General features: G+C 50.5%; 12 protein-coding genes. 5 read left to right on the forward strand and 7 right to left on the reverse strand.

Annotation, left to right across the window (positions count from 1 at the left end):
• Positions 1-16: 16 nt before the first annotated feature.
• Entirely contained in the window at positions 17-892 is an 876-nt protein-coding gene (dapA, locus tag LVJ85_RS11100) for a 4-hydroxy-tetrahydrodipicolinate synthase (protein WP_244739865.1), read from the reverse strand.
• 291 nt (positions 893-1,183) lie between these two features.
• Between dapA and LVJ85_RS11105 the strand changes: the two genes are divergently transcribed.
• Positions 1,184-2,575 carry a nucleobase:cation symporter-2 family protein gene (locus tag LVJ85_RS11105; RefSeq protein WP_244739866.1) on the forward strand — a complete coding sequence of 464 codons (1,392 nt, stop codon included), beginning with the start codon at positions 1,184-1,186 and terminating at the stop codon, positions 2,573-2,575.
• A gap of 79 nt (positions 2,576-2,654) precedes the next feature.
• On the opposite strand, the gene LVJ85_RS11110 is transcribed toward LVJ85_RS11105, so the two are convergent.
• The gene (locus LVJ85_RS11110; protein WP_085364075.1) at positions 2,655-2,924 is read right to left on the reverse strand and encodes a PepSY domain-containing protein; all 270 of its coding nucleotides are present in this window, start codon (positions 2,922-2,924) and stop codon (positions 2,655-2,657) included.
• Between the two features lie 249 nt (positions 2,925-3,173).
• Between LVJ85_RS11110 and tig the strand changes: the two genes are divergently transcribed.
• The 4 genes from tig (at position 3,174) to LVJ85_RS11130 (ending at position 8,562) form a co-directional block, all read left to right on the forward strand.
• Complete coding sequence (gene tig / locus LVJ85_RS11115) at positions 3,174-4,484, forward strand: trigger factor (protein WP_085364074.1); 1,311 nt, start codon at positions 3,174-3,176, stop codon at positions 4,482-4,484.
• Positions 4,485-4,597: 113 nt separating this feature from the next.
• The gene (clpP, locus tag LVJ85_RS11120) at positions 4,598-5,221 is read left to right on the forward strand and encodes an ATP-dependent Clp endopeptidase proteolytic subunit ClpP (protein WP_085364114.1); all 624 of its coding nucleotides are present in this window, start codon (positions 4,598-4,600) and stop codon (positions 5,219-5,221) included.
• Positions 5,222-5,442: 221 nt separating this feature from the next.
• Entirely contained in the window at positions 5,443-6,981 is a 1,539-nt protein-coding gene (gene murJ / locus LVJ85_RS11125) for a murein biosynthesis integral membrane protein MurJ (RefSeq protein WP_244739867.1), read from the forward strand.
• Positions 6,982-7,149: 168 nt separating this feature from the next.
• Positions 7,150-8,562, forward strand: coding sequence for a tetratricopeptide repeat protein (locus LVJ85_RS11130; protein WP_244739868.1), 1,413 nt, complete (start codon positions 7,150-7,152; stop codon positions 8,560-8,562).
• Between the two features lie 256 nt (positions 8,563-8,818).
• On the opposite strand, the gene LVJ85_RS11135 is transcribed toward LVJ85_RS11130, so the two are convergent.
• From LVJ85_RS11135 to LVJ85_RS11155, 5 genes are all read right to left on the reverse strand, one after another.
• Complete coding sequence (locus tag LVJ85_RS11135; protein WP_244739869.1) at positions 8,819-9,826, reverse strand: IS5 family transposase; 1,008 nt, start codon at positions 9,824-9,826, stop codon at positions 8,819-8,821.
• Positions 9,827-9,902: 76 nt separating this feature from the next.
• The gene (gene uvrC, locus LVJ85_RS11140; protein WP_244739870.1) at positions 9,903-11,738 is read right to left on the reverse strand and encodes an excinuclease ABC subunit UvrC; all 1,836 of its coding nucleotides are present in this window, start codon (positions 11,736-11,738) and stop codon (positions 9,903-9,905) included.
• 255 nt (positions 11,739-11,993) lie between these two features.
• A complete protein-coding gene (gene aspS / locus LVJ85_RS11145) occupies positions 11,994-13,802 on the reverse strand; it encodes an aspartate--tRNA ligase (RefSeq protein ID WP_244739871.1) in 1,809 nt (602 codons plus the stop codon).
• A 74-nt stretch (positions 13,803-13,876) separates the two neighbouring features.
• Positions 13,877-14,329 (reverse strand): Ivy family c-type lysozyme inhibitor, encoded by a 453-nt coding sequence (locus LVJ85_RS11150; protein ID WP_244739872.1) that lies wholly within the window; start codon positions 14,327-14,329, stop codon positions 13,877-13,879.
• A gap of 22 nt (positions 14,330-14,351) precedes the next feature.
• Positions 14,352-15,026: a DUF502 domain-containing protein gene (locus LVJ85_RS11155; RefSeq protein ID WP_244743195.1), complete on the reverse strand. Its 675-nt coding sequence runs from the start codon at positions 15,024-15,026 to the stop codon at positions 14,352-14,354.
• Positions 15,027-15,123 lie beyond the last annotated feature (97 nt).

Consider the following 15,123-nt stretch of genomic DNA (forward strand, 5'->3'; position numbering starts at 1 on the left):
ATTGCGATTCCTGTGGTTAAATCAAATTGGCTTCTTTGAGCGCATTTTGTACTTTGTCTTGGCCGTCTGAAGAAAGTTCAACAATAGGCAGGCGCACATGAGGGCTGCATTTGCCTAATTCGGCCAAAGCCCATTTGGGAGCTGCGGGGCTGGGTTCGCAGAACATCACGTTATAAACGGGGATAAGTTGTTTGTTGAGGGCGCGGGCTGTAGCGATATCGCCTTGAATGGCGGCTCTGCACATGTCGGCAAAAGGCTTGGGGGCTACGTTGGCGGCTACGCTGATCACGCCGTCGCCACCACAGAGCATAAAGGCCATCGCGGTGGGGTCGTCGCCGGAGTAAACGGCAAAGCCTTCGGGAACGCGGTTGATAAGCTCGGTTTCGCGACCGATGTCGCCGCTGGCTTCTTTAACGCCGATGATGTTGGGGATTTCTGCCAGCCGTAAGATGGTTTCGTCGCTCATGTTGACTACGGTGCGGCCGGGCACGTTGTAGATAATCATGGGAATGCTGGCGGCTTCGGCAATGGCTTTGAAATGACGGTAAATGCCTTCTTGGGAGGGCTTGTTGTAGTAGGGTACGACAGACAAGGTGTAGTCTGCGCCCAGCTGTTGGGCGGCTTTGGAAAGCTCGATGGCTTCGGTGGTGTTGTTGGCACCCGTACCGGCAACGACCGGCACGCGTTTGTTGACGTGTTTGACGGTAGCTTCGATAACGGCCAAATGCTCTTCTACGGGAAGGGTGGCACTCTCGCCCGTGGTGCCTACGGCTACGATGGCATCTGTACCGCTTTCGATGTGCCAATCAATCAGGGCTTTGAGTTGGTCGAAATTTACGCTGCCGTCCTGATTCATGGGGGTAACCAGAGCGACCAAGCTGCCTTTTAACATGTTAAAACCTTTATTTCTCAAACGTTCTGTATAAAGTTGGCTGATTGTAGCTTACTTTGGAATTGATGTGAAATGCTGATTTCAGACGGCCTGCAAAGGTTTGCAAAGGTTTTTGAGGCCGTCTGAAAAGGTTTCGTCGATACCTGAAAGCGCTATTGTTATGCCTATATGCTGAAATGGTCTGATTCTAAAACGTAAGTGCCGGAATGAAAATTGAAGTAGGGAGGGAAATTGTTTACAATCCGCGCTTACAAATTTTATCGTTTGATTACATAACAAGGAATCCCTGCTATGGCTGTTTCTATGCCTCCGAAAACAGATAAACCCGACTTGGTTTACCGTTTGGAAGACAAACCGCCGTTTGCCAATGCGCTGCTGAGTGCTATCACACACTTGCTGGCGATTTTCGTGCCGATGATTACACCGGCGCTGATTGTGGGCGGTGCGCTCAAACTGCCGCCCGAAATGACGGCTTATTTGGTGTCGATGGCGATGGTGGCTTCGGGTATCGGTACTTATTTGCAGGTAAACCGTTTCGGGCCGATCGGTTCGGGCTTGCTGTCGATTCAGTTGGTTAACTTTTCATTTGTCGGCGTGATGATTTCGCTCGGTTTGGGTATGAAAGAGCAGGGGTTGGACGAACATGCCATGGTTTCGGCGCTGCTGGGCGTGGCGTTTGTCGGCGCGTTTTTGGTGGCCGGTTCCGCTTGGCTGCTGCCTTATCTGAAAAAAGTGATTACGCCGACCGTGAGCGGCGTGGTGGTGATGATGATCGGCCTGAGTTTGATCAGTGTGGCGATTACCGAATTTGGCGGCGGGTTTGCAGCTTTGAGCGACGGCACATTCGGCGCTTGGCAGAACATTGCTTTGGCGGCGTTTGTGTTGGCGGTGGTGCTGTTTTTCAATGCGTTGAAAAATCCGTTGCTGCGCATGAGCGGTATCGCGGTGGGCATGATTGCGGGCTATATTGTGGCTCTGTTTTTGGGCATGGTGGATTTTTCGGTGCTGGAAGATTTGCCGGTAATCACCGTGTCGGTGCCGTTTAAATACGGCTTTGATTTCCAGTGGGTGCCGTTTCTGGTGGCCGGTTTGGTGTATTTGCTGAGTATTTTTGAAGCGGTGGGCGATTTGACCGCTACGGCGATGGTGTCCGGCGAGCCTTATGAAGGCGACGAATTCCAACAGCGTTTGCGCGGCGGGGTGTTGGCCGACGGTTTGGTGTCGGTGATTGCCACTGCGCTCGGTTCGCTGCCGTTGACCACGTTTGCGCAAAACAACGGTGTGATTCAAATGACCGGCGTGGCTTCGCGCCATGTGGGTAAATATATCGCCGCGATTTTGGTGCTGCTCGGTTTGTTTCCGGTTGTCGGACGTGCCTTTACCACCATTCCCAGCCCGGTAATCGGCGGCGCGATGGTATTGATGTTCGGCCTGATTGCGATTGCAGGCGTGCGCATCATGATGACTAACGGCATCAACCGCCGCGAAGCCGTGATTGCGGCAACGTCTATCGGCTTGGGTTTGGGCGTGAGTTTCAAGCCGGAAGTGTTTGTGTTGCTGCCGGTTAAAGAGCTGTTCCAAAACCCAATCTGTATGGGCGGTGTGGCGGCATTGGTGATGAATTTGGTAATGCCGCGCGATACGGGTGCGAAAGTCTATTTGAGCGACGAGTTGGAGAGCTAACCGTTCGTTGTTTGATTTGTAGCGTAAACAGGCCGTCTGAAACTTTTCAGACGGCCTGTTGCGTATGGCGGCGCTCGGATTAATCGTCGTAGTCGATGCGTTTGGAGTAAACCTTTCCGGTTCGTGCATCCACTTTCAATTCATATTTTCTGCCTTTGGAAATGATGTCCACATCGTAATGCGGGCGGCGGGAGTCGAGCTCGGAATCGACATCGACCACCCGGCCTTTCACTTGCGCCTTGGCCGCAGCAACGGCTTTTTGCGATGAGATGTATTTGGCTGCCAAAGCAGGGGATGCGGCGGTGAGGAAAATCACGGCGGCGCCGATAGTCGTTAATAATCTTTTCATGGCATACATTCCTTCATTTGCGAACAATCAGGGTATTTTTGATTGTAAGCAGCCAAGATTAGCCCGAAATTAGCCGTAAATTGCCAATCACAAAAGCGCAGGACAGGGGCTTGATACATATTTTATAGCCATCTGAATATATGCTATAATTTGCGACTGATTTTTATCTGAATGTTTTCCAGGCAGGCGGTTTTGGAAGCCTTCTTGGGTGTGAAAAAATTAATTTTTAAATAATAGTAAGGGTTTACGATGAGCGTAACTGTAGAAAATTTGGAAAATCTGGAACGCAAAGTAGTGTTGTCTCTGCCATGGAATGAAATCAATGCAGAAACCGACAAACGCTTGCAGCAAACCCAGCGCCGCGTGAAAATCGACGGTTTCCGTCCCGGTAAAGCGCCGCTGAAAATGGTTGCTTCTATGTATGGTGCGAGCGTGCAAAACGATGTGTTGAACGAGCTGGTTCAAAAAGCATTCTACGACGTTGCCGTTGCCCAAAATCTGAAAGTAGCCGGTTATCCCCGCTTTGAAAACGTTGAAGAGCAGGAAGATAAAGATGCTTTGAAAATCGCCGCGATTTTCGAAGTATTCCCCGAAGTGAAAGTAGGCGATTTGTCTGCACAAGAAGTAGAAAAAGTAACTGCTGAAGTGGGCGATGCCGAAGTAGATAAAACCATCGAAATCCTGCGTAAACAACGCACCAGCTTCAAACATGTAGAGCGTGAAGCGCAAAACGGCGACCGCGTGATCATCGACTTTGAAGGTAAAATCGACGGTGTGCCGTTTGACGGCGGCAGCGCGCAAAACTATCCGTTTGTATTGGGCAACGGTCAAATGCTGCCTGAATTCGAAGCCGGCGTATTGGGCTTGAAAGAAGGCGAAAGCAAAGATGTGGAAGTTAACTTCCCTGAAGACTATCACGGTAAAGACGTTGCCGGTAAAACCGCTGTATTTACCATCAGCCTGAAAAACGTTTCCGAAGCCACTCTGCCCGAAGTGGACGAGCAGTTTGCCAAAGCCTTGGGTATCGAAGACGGCGACGTGGCGAAAATGCGTGAAGAAGTGCGTAAAAACGTAGCGCGCGAAGTGTCTCGCCGCACTGAAAACCAAACCAAAGATGCCGTGATGGAAGCGCTGTTGAAAGTGACCGACATCCAACTGCCCAAAGCATTGGTTAACGACGAAGCCGAGCGTTTGGCTAATGAAATGAAACAAAACTTCGTTAATCAAGGCATGGCAGATGCGGCCAATTTGGACTTGCCTGCCGATATGTTTAAAGAGCAGGCCGAACGCCGCGTGGCTTTGGGCTTGATTTTGGCCCAACTGGTTGACGACAATAAACTGGAGCCGACCGAAGAGCAGGTTAAAGCCGTGGTAAGCGACTTCGCCGAAAGCTACGAAGATCCGCAAGAAGTGATTGATTGGTACTTCGCCGACAAACAACGTCTGCAAGGCCCGACTTCTTTGGCCGTTGAAGCCAACGTAGTGAATTTTGTGTTGGGCAAAGCCAAAGTCAACGAGAAAGTATTGTCGTTTGACGAAGTGATGGGCGCGCAGGCTTAAGGTTTCCCGGCTGACAAGGCCGTCTGAAACTTTTGGTTGAAGACAAACAAGCACCGAAGCAGCCTTCCGCGCTTTGGTGCTTTTTACTGAATATCCTGAAAAGGAGTGTAATGATGATTCCCGATATTCATAACGGCTATTTGGTGCCTACCGTTATCGAGCAGAGCGGTCGCGGCGAGCGCGCGTTCGACATTTATTCGCGCCTCTTGAAAGAGCGTATCGTTTTCTTGGTCGGCCCTGTGAACGACGACAGTGCCAATTTGGTGGTGGCACAATTGCTGTTTTTGGAAAGCGAAAACCCCGATAAAGATATCTTCTTGTATATCAACTCACCGGGCGGCTCGGTGACTGCCGGTATGTCGATTTACGACACCATGAATTTCATCAAGCCCGATGTATCTACGCTGTGTTTGGGTCAGGCCGCCAGCATGGGTGCGTTTCTGCTTTCTGCCGGTGCCAAAGGCAAACGCTTTGCCCTGCCCAACAGCCGTGTGATGATTCACCAGCCTTTAATCAGCGGCGGATTGGGCGGACAGGCTTCCGATATCGAAATCCATGCACGTGAGCTGTTGAAGTTAAAAGACAAGCTTAACCGTCTGCTGGCAAAACATACCGGTCAGGATTTGGAAAAAGTGGAGCGAGACACCGACCGTGATAACTATATGTCAGCGGAAGAAGCGCAAAAATATGGTTTGATCGACCAAGTGCTGGAAGACCGGGCCGGCATCAAGCTGTAATTTTGGCTGTTTCATATAAGCAAACGGCTGTGTTTGTTTTCAGACGGCCTCATGCCTAGCGTGGCAGCTATCTTTTGCGGCTTTTCTGTATTGATTGCTGCTTGAATGCTTAACTTGATCCGCATTTATCTCCGACTATTGTCATGAGGTATCAGGCCGTCTGAAATGTTATGTTCAGGCGGCCTGTCGGTACCTTACGTTATTTTCTAAAGAACCAAACCATGAATTTACTCGGTGCGCTGGCTAAAGTCGGCAGTTTAACCATGGTGTCGCGCATACTCGGTTTTGTGCGCGATACGATTATTGCGCGTACTTTTGGTGCGGGTATGGCGACAGATGCTTTCTTTGTCGCTTTTAAATTACCGAATTTATTGCGGCGGATTTTTGCGGAAGGTGCATTTGCGCAGGCGTTTGTGCCGATTTTGGCCGAATACCGGCAAACCCGTTCGGAAGAAGCGACACGCGAGTTTATCCGTCATGTGGCGGGCATGTTGTCGTTTGTGCTGGTGGTGGTAACGGCCATCGGTATTTTGGCGGCGCCGTGGGTAATTTATGCTTCTGCTCCGGGTTTTGCTAAGAATCCGGATAAGTTTCAACTTTCGGCAGATCTGCTGAGAGTTACTTTTCCGTATATCTTGTTGATTTCCCTCTCATCTTTTGTCAGCTCGATTCTCAATACTTACCATAAATTCAGCATTCCCGCGGTTACACCGACCTTGCTGAATATTTCGTTTATCGTTTTTGCCCTGTTTTTGGTGCCTTATTTCGACCCGCCCGTGATGGCACTTGCATGGGCTGTATTTATCGGCGGTGTGTTGCAGCTGGGTTTTCAATTGCCGTGGTTGGCCAAGCTGGGTTTTTTGAAACTGCCCAAGCTGAATTTTAAAGATGCCGCAGTCAACCGCGTGATGAAGCAAATGGCTCCCGCTATTCTGGGTGTGAGTGTGGCGCAAATTTCGTTGGTGGTTAACACGATTTTCGCATCGTTTCTGCAATCGGGCAGTGTGTCGTGGATGTATTATGCCGACCGTTTGATGGAGCTTCCGGCTGGCGTGCTGGGCGCGGCATTAGGCACTATTCTGCTGCCCACTTTGTCGAAACATGCGGCCAGTGAAAACCCGCAGGAATTTTCGTCTTTGCTGGATTGGGGTTTGCGCTTGTGTATGCTGCTGGCGATGCCCGCAGCCGTGGGGTTGGCGGTATTGTCGTTTCCGCTGGTGGCGACATTATTTATGTATAAAGAGTTTACTCTGAACGATGCTGTGATGACGCAAAATGCGCTGATTGCTTATTCTTTCGGCCTGTTGGGTCTGATCATGATTAAAGTGTTGGCGCCCGGTTTTTATGCACGCCAAAACATTAAAACGCCGGTAAAAATCGCAATTTTCACGCTGGTGTGTACGCAGCTGATGAACCTCGTCTTTATCGGCCCGCTGCAACATGTCGGCTTGGCGTTGGCAATTGGCTTGGGTGCGTGTTTGAATGCCGGATTGCTGTATTTTCTGCTGCGCAAACATGATATTTACAAGCCGGGCGCGGGTTGGAGCGTGTTCCTGCTGAAGCTGGTGTTGGCGTTGGCAGTGATGGGCGCAGGCTTATGGGGCGCTCAAGCTTATCTGCCGTTGAAGTGGGAAGCGGTATCAGGTTGGCAGAAGGCTGCACAACTTTTAGGCTTGGTTGTGTTGGGCGGAACGCTGTATTTTGCCGCTTTGGCAACTTTGGGCTTCCGTCCGCGCGATTTCAAACGCTTGGAAAAATAAATCAGAATGTTTATCCTAACTGCTTAATTATAAACAAATAGCATTCTTAAAATATGGTTTATTCATAAAACATCAAAGGATATTTTTATGTTATATGCCTTTAAAAATAACATGTTATCCTTTTCTTGCTATACAATGTAATTTTCTGTTTCTTACCGGCAAAATAATATGACCCAAACGACCCCTGAATCATTATTTCAACAAGGGCATGAGTTATTGCTGCAAGACCCTAATAATTGTGCCGCTGCCGTTCCCTTGCTGTTTGAAGCTGCCCAAGCGGGCCATACCGAGGCTGCATTCCAGCTGGCAGGCTGTCTGCTAAACGGTGCGGGTGCCCGACCTGACTATGAGGCGGCACATTATTGGTTGGAACAGGCCGCAGGAAAAGGCCATCTGTATGCCCGTTATAATCTGCTGCAAATCCGAGCGGCCAATGGAGAGCCGTTTGAAGAGCAGATTAATGCTTATGCGGAACTGGCGGAGCAGGGTATTCTTCATGCCCAGCTCCGTTTGCTTGAATACTGTGCCGATAAAAAAGATCCTCAAGCCGTGCATTGGGCAGAATTGGCGGCAGAGCAAGGTAATGCCGAGGCGCAGCTGTATTTGGCCAAGTATTACCAGCAATGCCCGACACCGGATTTGGCTCGCGCTCATGAATTGCTTACCCGTGCTGCCGAGCAGGGCTTGGTGGCTGCCCATTGGTTGTTGGGTAATCAATACCGTTACGGGCAGCATGTGGAAAAGAATCTGCACAAGGCAGCAGAACACTTTATGCCTGCCGCGTTGCAAAACATGCCGCCTGCGCAATCTTCATTGGGCGAGGTGTTGTTGGAGTTGGGAGACAGCAACGCTATCGAATGGTTGGAAAAAGCGGCTGGTGCTGGAGACTCCGATGCGCAGGCAGCTTTGGCAGAGGTTTATCTGACAGGGCGTTTTGTTGAACGCGATTATGGCAAAGCGCGCAAATATGCCTCTTCGGCAGCCCGTCGCAATCACCCGAAAGCATTACGCTTGCTGGGCGATATTTTCCGTTACGGTTTAGGTATTGATGCAGATGGTGATGTGGCGTCGAGACAATATAAACGTGCAGCCGAGTTGGGCGATATGGTCGCGCATCAGAAATTGCTGGCCGACACGGCCCTGACCCGTGCGGGCGAATACGAAGAAGCCAAAAAGGCTGCTTTGATGTTTCAGAAGTCTGATCAGGATTATCAAACCGCGTTCGCTTATCATTACGGATTAGACCGCCAGCAAGATTACATGCTTGCCCGCAAATATTATTTGCAGGCTGCGGAGCTTGACCACCGCAAGGCACAAACCAATCTCGGCATGATGTATTACAACGGTCAGGGTGTGGATGCAGACCCCGAGCAGGCTGCGTATTGGTTTGAACAGGCGGCAAGCCAAGGGGATGCAGTGGCGCAATACAATTTGGCTTGTCTGCATTATCATGGTCATGGTGCGCCGAAGAGTGCTGAAACGGCTTGCCGTTTATTGCAGAGTGCTATTGATAACGGCCATGAGCACGCAGCCCAACTTCATCAGCTGTTAACGCAATGGCGGCGGGAAATCAGGGCTTAAACCGAGCAATCTAGAGTGTTGGACTCCCGATTGAAAGTGGAAGAGAGCCGGAAATCGTGAGTTCATTAACCGGATTAAGGTTCTAGAGCCATTTTTCCTTTCAGTGTTACTTTCTAGATTAAAGGCCGAGACTTTTGCAAAATAGCCCCTATACCCAACAGCTGGGGCCAAAACACAGGGTTTCGGCTGTTTTTCTATTTCAATGCTCTCTTTAATTCTCCTCAAATACCCGATAACCGGGTATCTGAGCTGCCTTTCAGACGGCAACAGGCGCACGTAGCCTATTGGCTGCTTTCAACAGGTTCAAACACATCGCTTTCAGGTGGCTTTGTGCACTCACTTTGCTCAGACCAAAATAAGTTGCCCGGGCATGGCAGAATTTACGGTGCAGCGTACCAAAGCTTTGTTCGACCACATAACGGGTTTTTGATAAATGTCGGTTACGTTTGGTTTGCGCTTCCGTCAGCGGCCGGTTGCGGTGGGATTTGCACATGATGCCGTCCCGCAACTGATGTTCTTCCAGATGTTGCCGGTTTTCCATACTGTCGTAGCCTTTATCGGCATAGACAGTCGTGCCTTTGGCTAGGCCTTCCAACAAAGGCAGCAGGTGTTTGCACTCATGGGCATTGGCGGCAGTGATGTGCAGTTTCTCAATATAGCCTTCCGCATCGGTACGGGTATGTTGTTTGTAACCCAGATGGAAGCGGCCGTCTTTCTTTACCCAACGGGCATCGCTGTCTTTACTCGGTGTGGTTTGGCTGTTGACCCGCCCTTCGTCATCCACTTCTATGGCCTGACGCTGTTTGCCGCCGGCCGTCTGAATAATGGTAGCGTCAACGATGGCGGCGGATGCTTTCTCTACTTTTAAACCCTTGTCAGTCAGTTGGCGGTTAATCAGATCCAGTAATTCGGCCAAGGTGTTGTCTTGCGCCAGCCAGTTGCGGTAACGGCATAAGGTGCTGTGATCGGGGATGCTCAGTTCGTCAAAACGGCAAAACAGATGGAAATCGATGCGGGTAATGAGGCTGTGTTCGAGTTCGGGATCGGAAAGGCTGTGCCATTGGCCGAGTAAAACGGCTTTGAACATGGACAGCAGGGGATAGGCGGGACGGCCGCGGTGGTCTCGAAGGTAGCGGGTTCTTTGATGGTTGAGGTAATGTTCGATCGGTTGCCAATCAATCACCTGCTCCAGCTTCAACAGGGGGAAGCGATCGATGTGTTTGGCAATCATGGCTTGGGCGGTTTGCTGAAAGAAGGTGCTCATGAAAAATCCCCTAAATGTCTTGGGAGGGAATTTAGGGGATTGGGGGGAATTTTGCAAAGGTCTTGGCCTGTTTGCTTTAATGAAGATGTTCGTAAATTTTTTCGGCCAATGCGGTGCTGATGCCTTCGACTTGTGCCAAGTCTTCTACGCTGGCCGCCACTACGCCGCGCAAGCCGCCGAAGCGGGTGAGCAGGGCTTGGCGGCGTTTGGCACCTACGCCGGGAATTTCGCTGAGTGATGAGCTTACCCGGGCTTTGTCGCGTTTTTTTCTGTGGCCGGTAATGGCAAAACGGTGGGATTCGTCGCGCACGGTTTGCAGTAGGTGCAAGGCGGGGCTGTTGGGCGGCAGGCGGAAGGTTTCGCCTGTGAACGGCAAAATCAGTTCTTCCAAGCCGGCTTTGCGTTCGGGGCCTTTGGCAATACCGATGATGGGGATGTGCAGGCCGAGTTCTTCCCACACGGTTACGGCCATACCGACCTGCCCTTTGCCACCGTCGATTAAGACGGCATCGGGCCATTTGACGGTTTCGCCGTTGGCTTCGGCTTCGGCCATTTTTCCATAGCGGCGGGTAAGCACTTCACGCATGGCAGCGTAGTCGTCGCCGGCTTTGGCGGTGGTGATGTTGTAGCGGCGGTACTGGCTCGGTTGGATGTTTTGCTCGTCGTACACGACGCAGGAAGCGATAGTGGCTTCGCCTTGCGTATGGCTGATGTCGAAGCATTCGAGACGTTGGAGGCCGTCTGAATCCATGTTTAACACGCGTGCCAGTTCTTCGATGCGGTGTTGCTGGTTGCTGTGCTGCAAGCGGTGTTGGGCAATGGCGAGTTTGGCGTTTTTCTCTGCCATGTTCAGCCAGATTTTGCGCTCGCCTATGGTTTTGGTAACGAATTGGATTTGCTTGCCGTGTTCTTCGTTTAAGGCCGTCTGAAGAACTTCGGGCAAAGTAAAGTTGCTGATGATGATGTCGGGCTTGCTTTGGCCTAAATAATGTTGGGCGACAAAGGCTTCGGCATAATCCTGCCCGTTGGGTTCGGGATCGTTGCGCACGTCAGGAAAGAAACTTTTGTCGCCGACATGCCGCCCGCCGCGGATGCTGACCCAATGGATACACACGCTGCCCTGCTCTACCACCAGCGCCAGCAGGTCGATATCGTTGGGATTGTTGGGATTTTTGCTGTCGATAAACTGCTGGCTTTGCACCAACCCGAGCGCTTGGATTTGGTCACGGTAGCGGGCGGCTTCTTCAAATTGCAGTGCGGCGGCGGCCTGATTCATTTTGTGGTGCAGGGTTTGGGTGAGTTCGCCGGTTTTGCCGTTGAGAAAGGTAACGGCTTCGCGCACGCTGGCTTGGTAGTCTTCGTAAGTGATGTGGCCGACGCACGGGCCGGAACAGCGTTTGATTTGATACAGCAGGCAGGCGCGGTCGCGGTGTTCGAACACGCTGTCTTCACAAGTGCGCAGGCGGAATACTTTTTGCAGAATCTGAATGCTGTCGCGCACGGCGTAACCGTTTGGATAAGGGCCGAAATATTGGTTGGGCTTTTTGAGCGTGCCGCGGTAATAGGCCATCTGCGGGAACTCGTGCCCGCTCAGCATCAGATAAGGATAGCTTTTGTCGTCGCGGAAAAGGATATTGTATTTCGGCGATAAGGCTTTGATTAAATTGTTTTCCAGAATCAGCGCTTCGGCTTCTGAACGGGTAACGGTGGTTTCGACCGAATGCACCTGCTTCACCATCAAGGTGATGCGCGGAGAGTGGTCGCTTTTCTGAAAATAGCTCGACACCCTCCGTTTCAGGTTGACCGCTTTGCCGACGTACAAAACCTGCCCGCTTTTGTCGAGCATGCGGTAAACGCCCGGCAAATTCGGCAGATTTTTCAAAAAAACGGTTAAGTCGAACGGAGTGGACACGGCAGAAGGCAGATTCAGGTTTCAGACGGCCTGGATTATACGGGAAATTATATGTGGCGCGGAGGAATGCAGTCTGCGGGCTATCGGGAACGAATGGGCTGCCGCAAACGTTTTTTTGGATTGAGTAGAAATTTTGGATAGCTAAATCTCTTTTGAAATATCGTATAGTAAGCCGATTTTAAAGAGACTCGGCTTTTATCGAAAAGGCCGTCTGAAAAGTTTTCAGACGGCCTTTGGTTTCTCAGTTAAAGAATCTTATGCTTCTTTGCTTTCAGTTGCTTTCGCACGCAAGCGCAGGCTCAATTCGCGCAGTTGTTTTTCATCAACCGCATTCGGCGCATTGGTCAGCAAGCATTGAGCGCGCTGGGTTTTCGGGAAAGCAATCACGTCGCGAATGGATTCGGCACCGGTCATCAAAGTAACCAAACGGTCTAAACCGAATGCCAAACCGCCGTGCGGCGGCGCACCGAATTTCAGGTTGTCCAGCAGGAAGCCGAATTTGTTTTGCTGCTCTTCCGGAGTGATTTTCAAAGCTGCAAACACTTTTTCCTGAATGTCGGCACGGTGGATACGGATAGAGCCGCCGCCGATTTCCCAACCGTTCAGCACCATATCGTAGGCACGCGCCAAGCAGTTTTCGGGATCGCTTTCCATCAAATCTTCATGGCCTTGTTTCGGCGAAGTAAACGGATGGTGCATAGCGGCATAGCGGTCGTTTTCTTCGTCGTATTCGAACATCGGGAAATCAACCACCCACAACGGTTTCCACTCGTCCACGAAGTAGCCGTTTTCCGCGCCGTGTTCGTGGCCGACTTTGATACGCAATGCGCCGATGGCTTCGTTCACAATCTTGGCTTTGTCGGCACCGAAGAAAATGATGTCGCCGTTTTGCGCTTCGGTTTTGGCAATGATTTCTTTCAGGCAGTTTTCAGACAGGAATTTCACAATCGGAGATTGCAGGCCGCTGTCTTCGCCGTTGGTGATGTTGCTCACGTCGTTGACTTTGATGTAAGCCAAGCCTTTCGCGCCGTAGATGCCGACAAATTTGGTGTATTCGTCAATGTCTTTGCGGCTCAATTTCGCACCGTTCGGCACGCGCAAAGCCACCACGCGGCCGCCTTTCATATCGGCTGCAGCACGGAATACTTTGAATTCTTCTGTTTTCATCAGGTCGGTCAACTCGGTGAATTTGAGCGACACGCGCATATCGGGTTTGTCGGAACCGTAGTAGAACATGGCTTCGGAGAACGGCATGCGCGGAAAATCGCCCAGTTCCACGCCCAATGCGTCTTTGAACACCTGTTTGGCCATGCCTTCGGTGATGTCCATGATTTCGTTCTCGCTTAAGAACGAGGTTTCAATATCGATTTGGGTGAATTCGGGCTGGCGGTCGGCACGCAAATCTTCATCGCGGAAGCATTTGGTGATTTGGTAATAACGGTCGAAACCGGCCACCATCAGCAGTTGTTTGAACAGTTGCGGAGATTGCGGCAAAGCGAAAAACTCGCCCGGATGCACGCGGCTGGGCACGAGGTAGTCGCGCGCGCCTTCGGGAGTGGAACGGGTCAGCATCGGCGTTTCGATGTCGATAAAGCCTTGTGCATCCAAATAACGACGCACGCCCATGGCTACTTGGTAGCGCAGGCGCAGGTTGCGCTGCATTTGCGGGCGGCGCAGGTCGATAACGCGGTTGGTCAGGCGCACGTTTTCACTGATGTTTTCGTCGTCGATTTGGAACGGAGGCGTAGCGGCAGTGTTTAAAATCTCAATTTCTTTCGCCAAAATTTCAATCTTGCCGGAAATCATTTTATCGTTGGCCGTACCTTCAGGGCGATTGCGTACTTTACCGGTAATGCTTAACACGTATTCGTTACGGGCTGAATCGGCGGTTTTGAAGGCTTCGGGAGTATCAGGGTCGATAACCACCTGCACAATGCCTTCGCGGTCGCGCAAGTCGATAAAAATCACACCGCCGTGGTCGCGGCGGCGATGCACCCAACCTTTCACAGTAACGGTTTGGTCTAAATATTGTTCGCTGATTAAGCCACAATAGTTGGTACGCATAAATTCACCTTGTTGATTTGTTTTAATTTAATTAATGATTCAAGCCGTCTGAATGGTTGTCAAACAGGCATAAATTACTCAAGTCTTGTTTTCAAATAATGCAACTGCTCAACGTTGGGTTTACCGTAGGTATAAGTTTCGACAAACCTTTTCGCAGAAGCATTAGCTTCATGTTCAATCACATGATAAGCAAATATTTGCTTTTTATTGGTTAAAATACCAATTTTATTATCCAGGCAATTATGTGGCTGACACATCTCTGTTGCATAATACTCCTTACCGCCAATCTTTACTCTCTCCAAAGGCGGCATTGGCCCTGACATATCTCGCACCCAACGATTCATCGGAGCTTTAGGCGTATATTGCCAAACTTGTTTTAGCCATAACTTCTTAAACTCCGGTTGCTTCATCCATTCAAACAAATACACCGGCTCACCTTTTGAATTAATTACCGTATTATCTGTTTCAGAGTAAGCAGGCGACGCTAAGGCCAAACCAACACAACCCAACAGTAAAATGTGTTTCATCAATCCTCACCTTATCTATTATTTATTCTTCTATAGGCTTTTCGAGTAAATTTTTTGCAAATGGCTCGCTGGGCAACACCATGCCGAGCGAAATCACATATTTCAGAGCGTCGTCCACGCTCATATCCAGTTCGCGGATATCGCTTTTTTTAACCATAATGTAATAACCGCCGGTCGGGTTCGGCGTGGTCGGCACATATACGGAAACGTATTCTTCACCCTCCAAATGCTGCACTATCGACTCAGGGATACTGCCCGATACGAAGGCAATCGTCCAAATATCGGGCTGCGGGAAAGGCACGAGCACGGGGGTTTTGAAAGAACGGCTGTTGTCGGACAATAAAGATTCCGACACTTTCTTCACGCTGGAATAAATCGATTTCACAACGGGAATACGGCCGAGCAAATGATCCCACGCGGCAATCATCTGCTTGCCGATTACGTTCGCACCAAACAGGCCGGTGATGAACAGAGCCAGCATGGTCACAATCACGCCCAAGCCGGGGATATTGAAACCGAGAAAATGCTTGGGCTGCCAATGCGCCGGCAGTAGGTTAAGCAATTGGTCGGACGCAGATACGATATAAGTAATCACCCATAATGTCACTGCAATCGGCAGCCACACCAAAACACCGGTAATCAGGTATTTTTTCAATGCCTTACCGAGTTTGCCGCTTTCCGTTGCATTTTTGGCCATCATTCTGTTCCATTCAGGTAATTAATCTTGCCCAAGCGCGGCATTATACGCGCTAGCGCTGCAATAAACGAGTGCCGCACGATAAAATACGTGCCGG

The organism is Neisseria sp. Dent CA1/247 (assembly GCF_022870825.1).
In the GTDB taxonomy this organism is placed as follows: domain Bacteria; phylum Pseudomonadota; class Gammaproteobacteria; order Burkholderiales; family Neisseriaceae; genus Neisseria; species Neisseria zoodegmatis.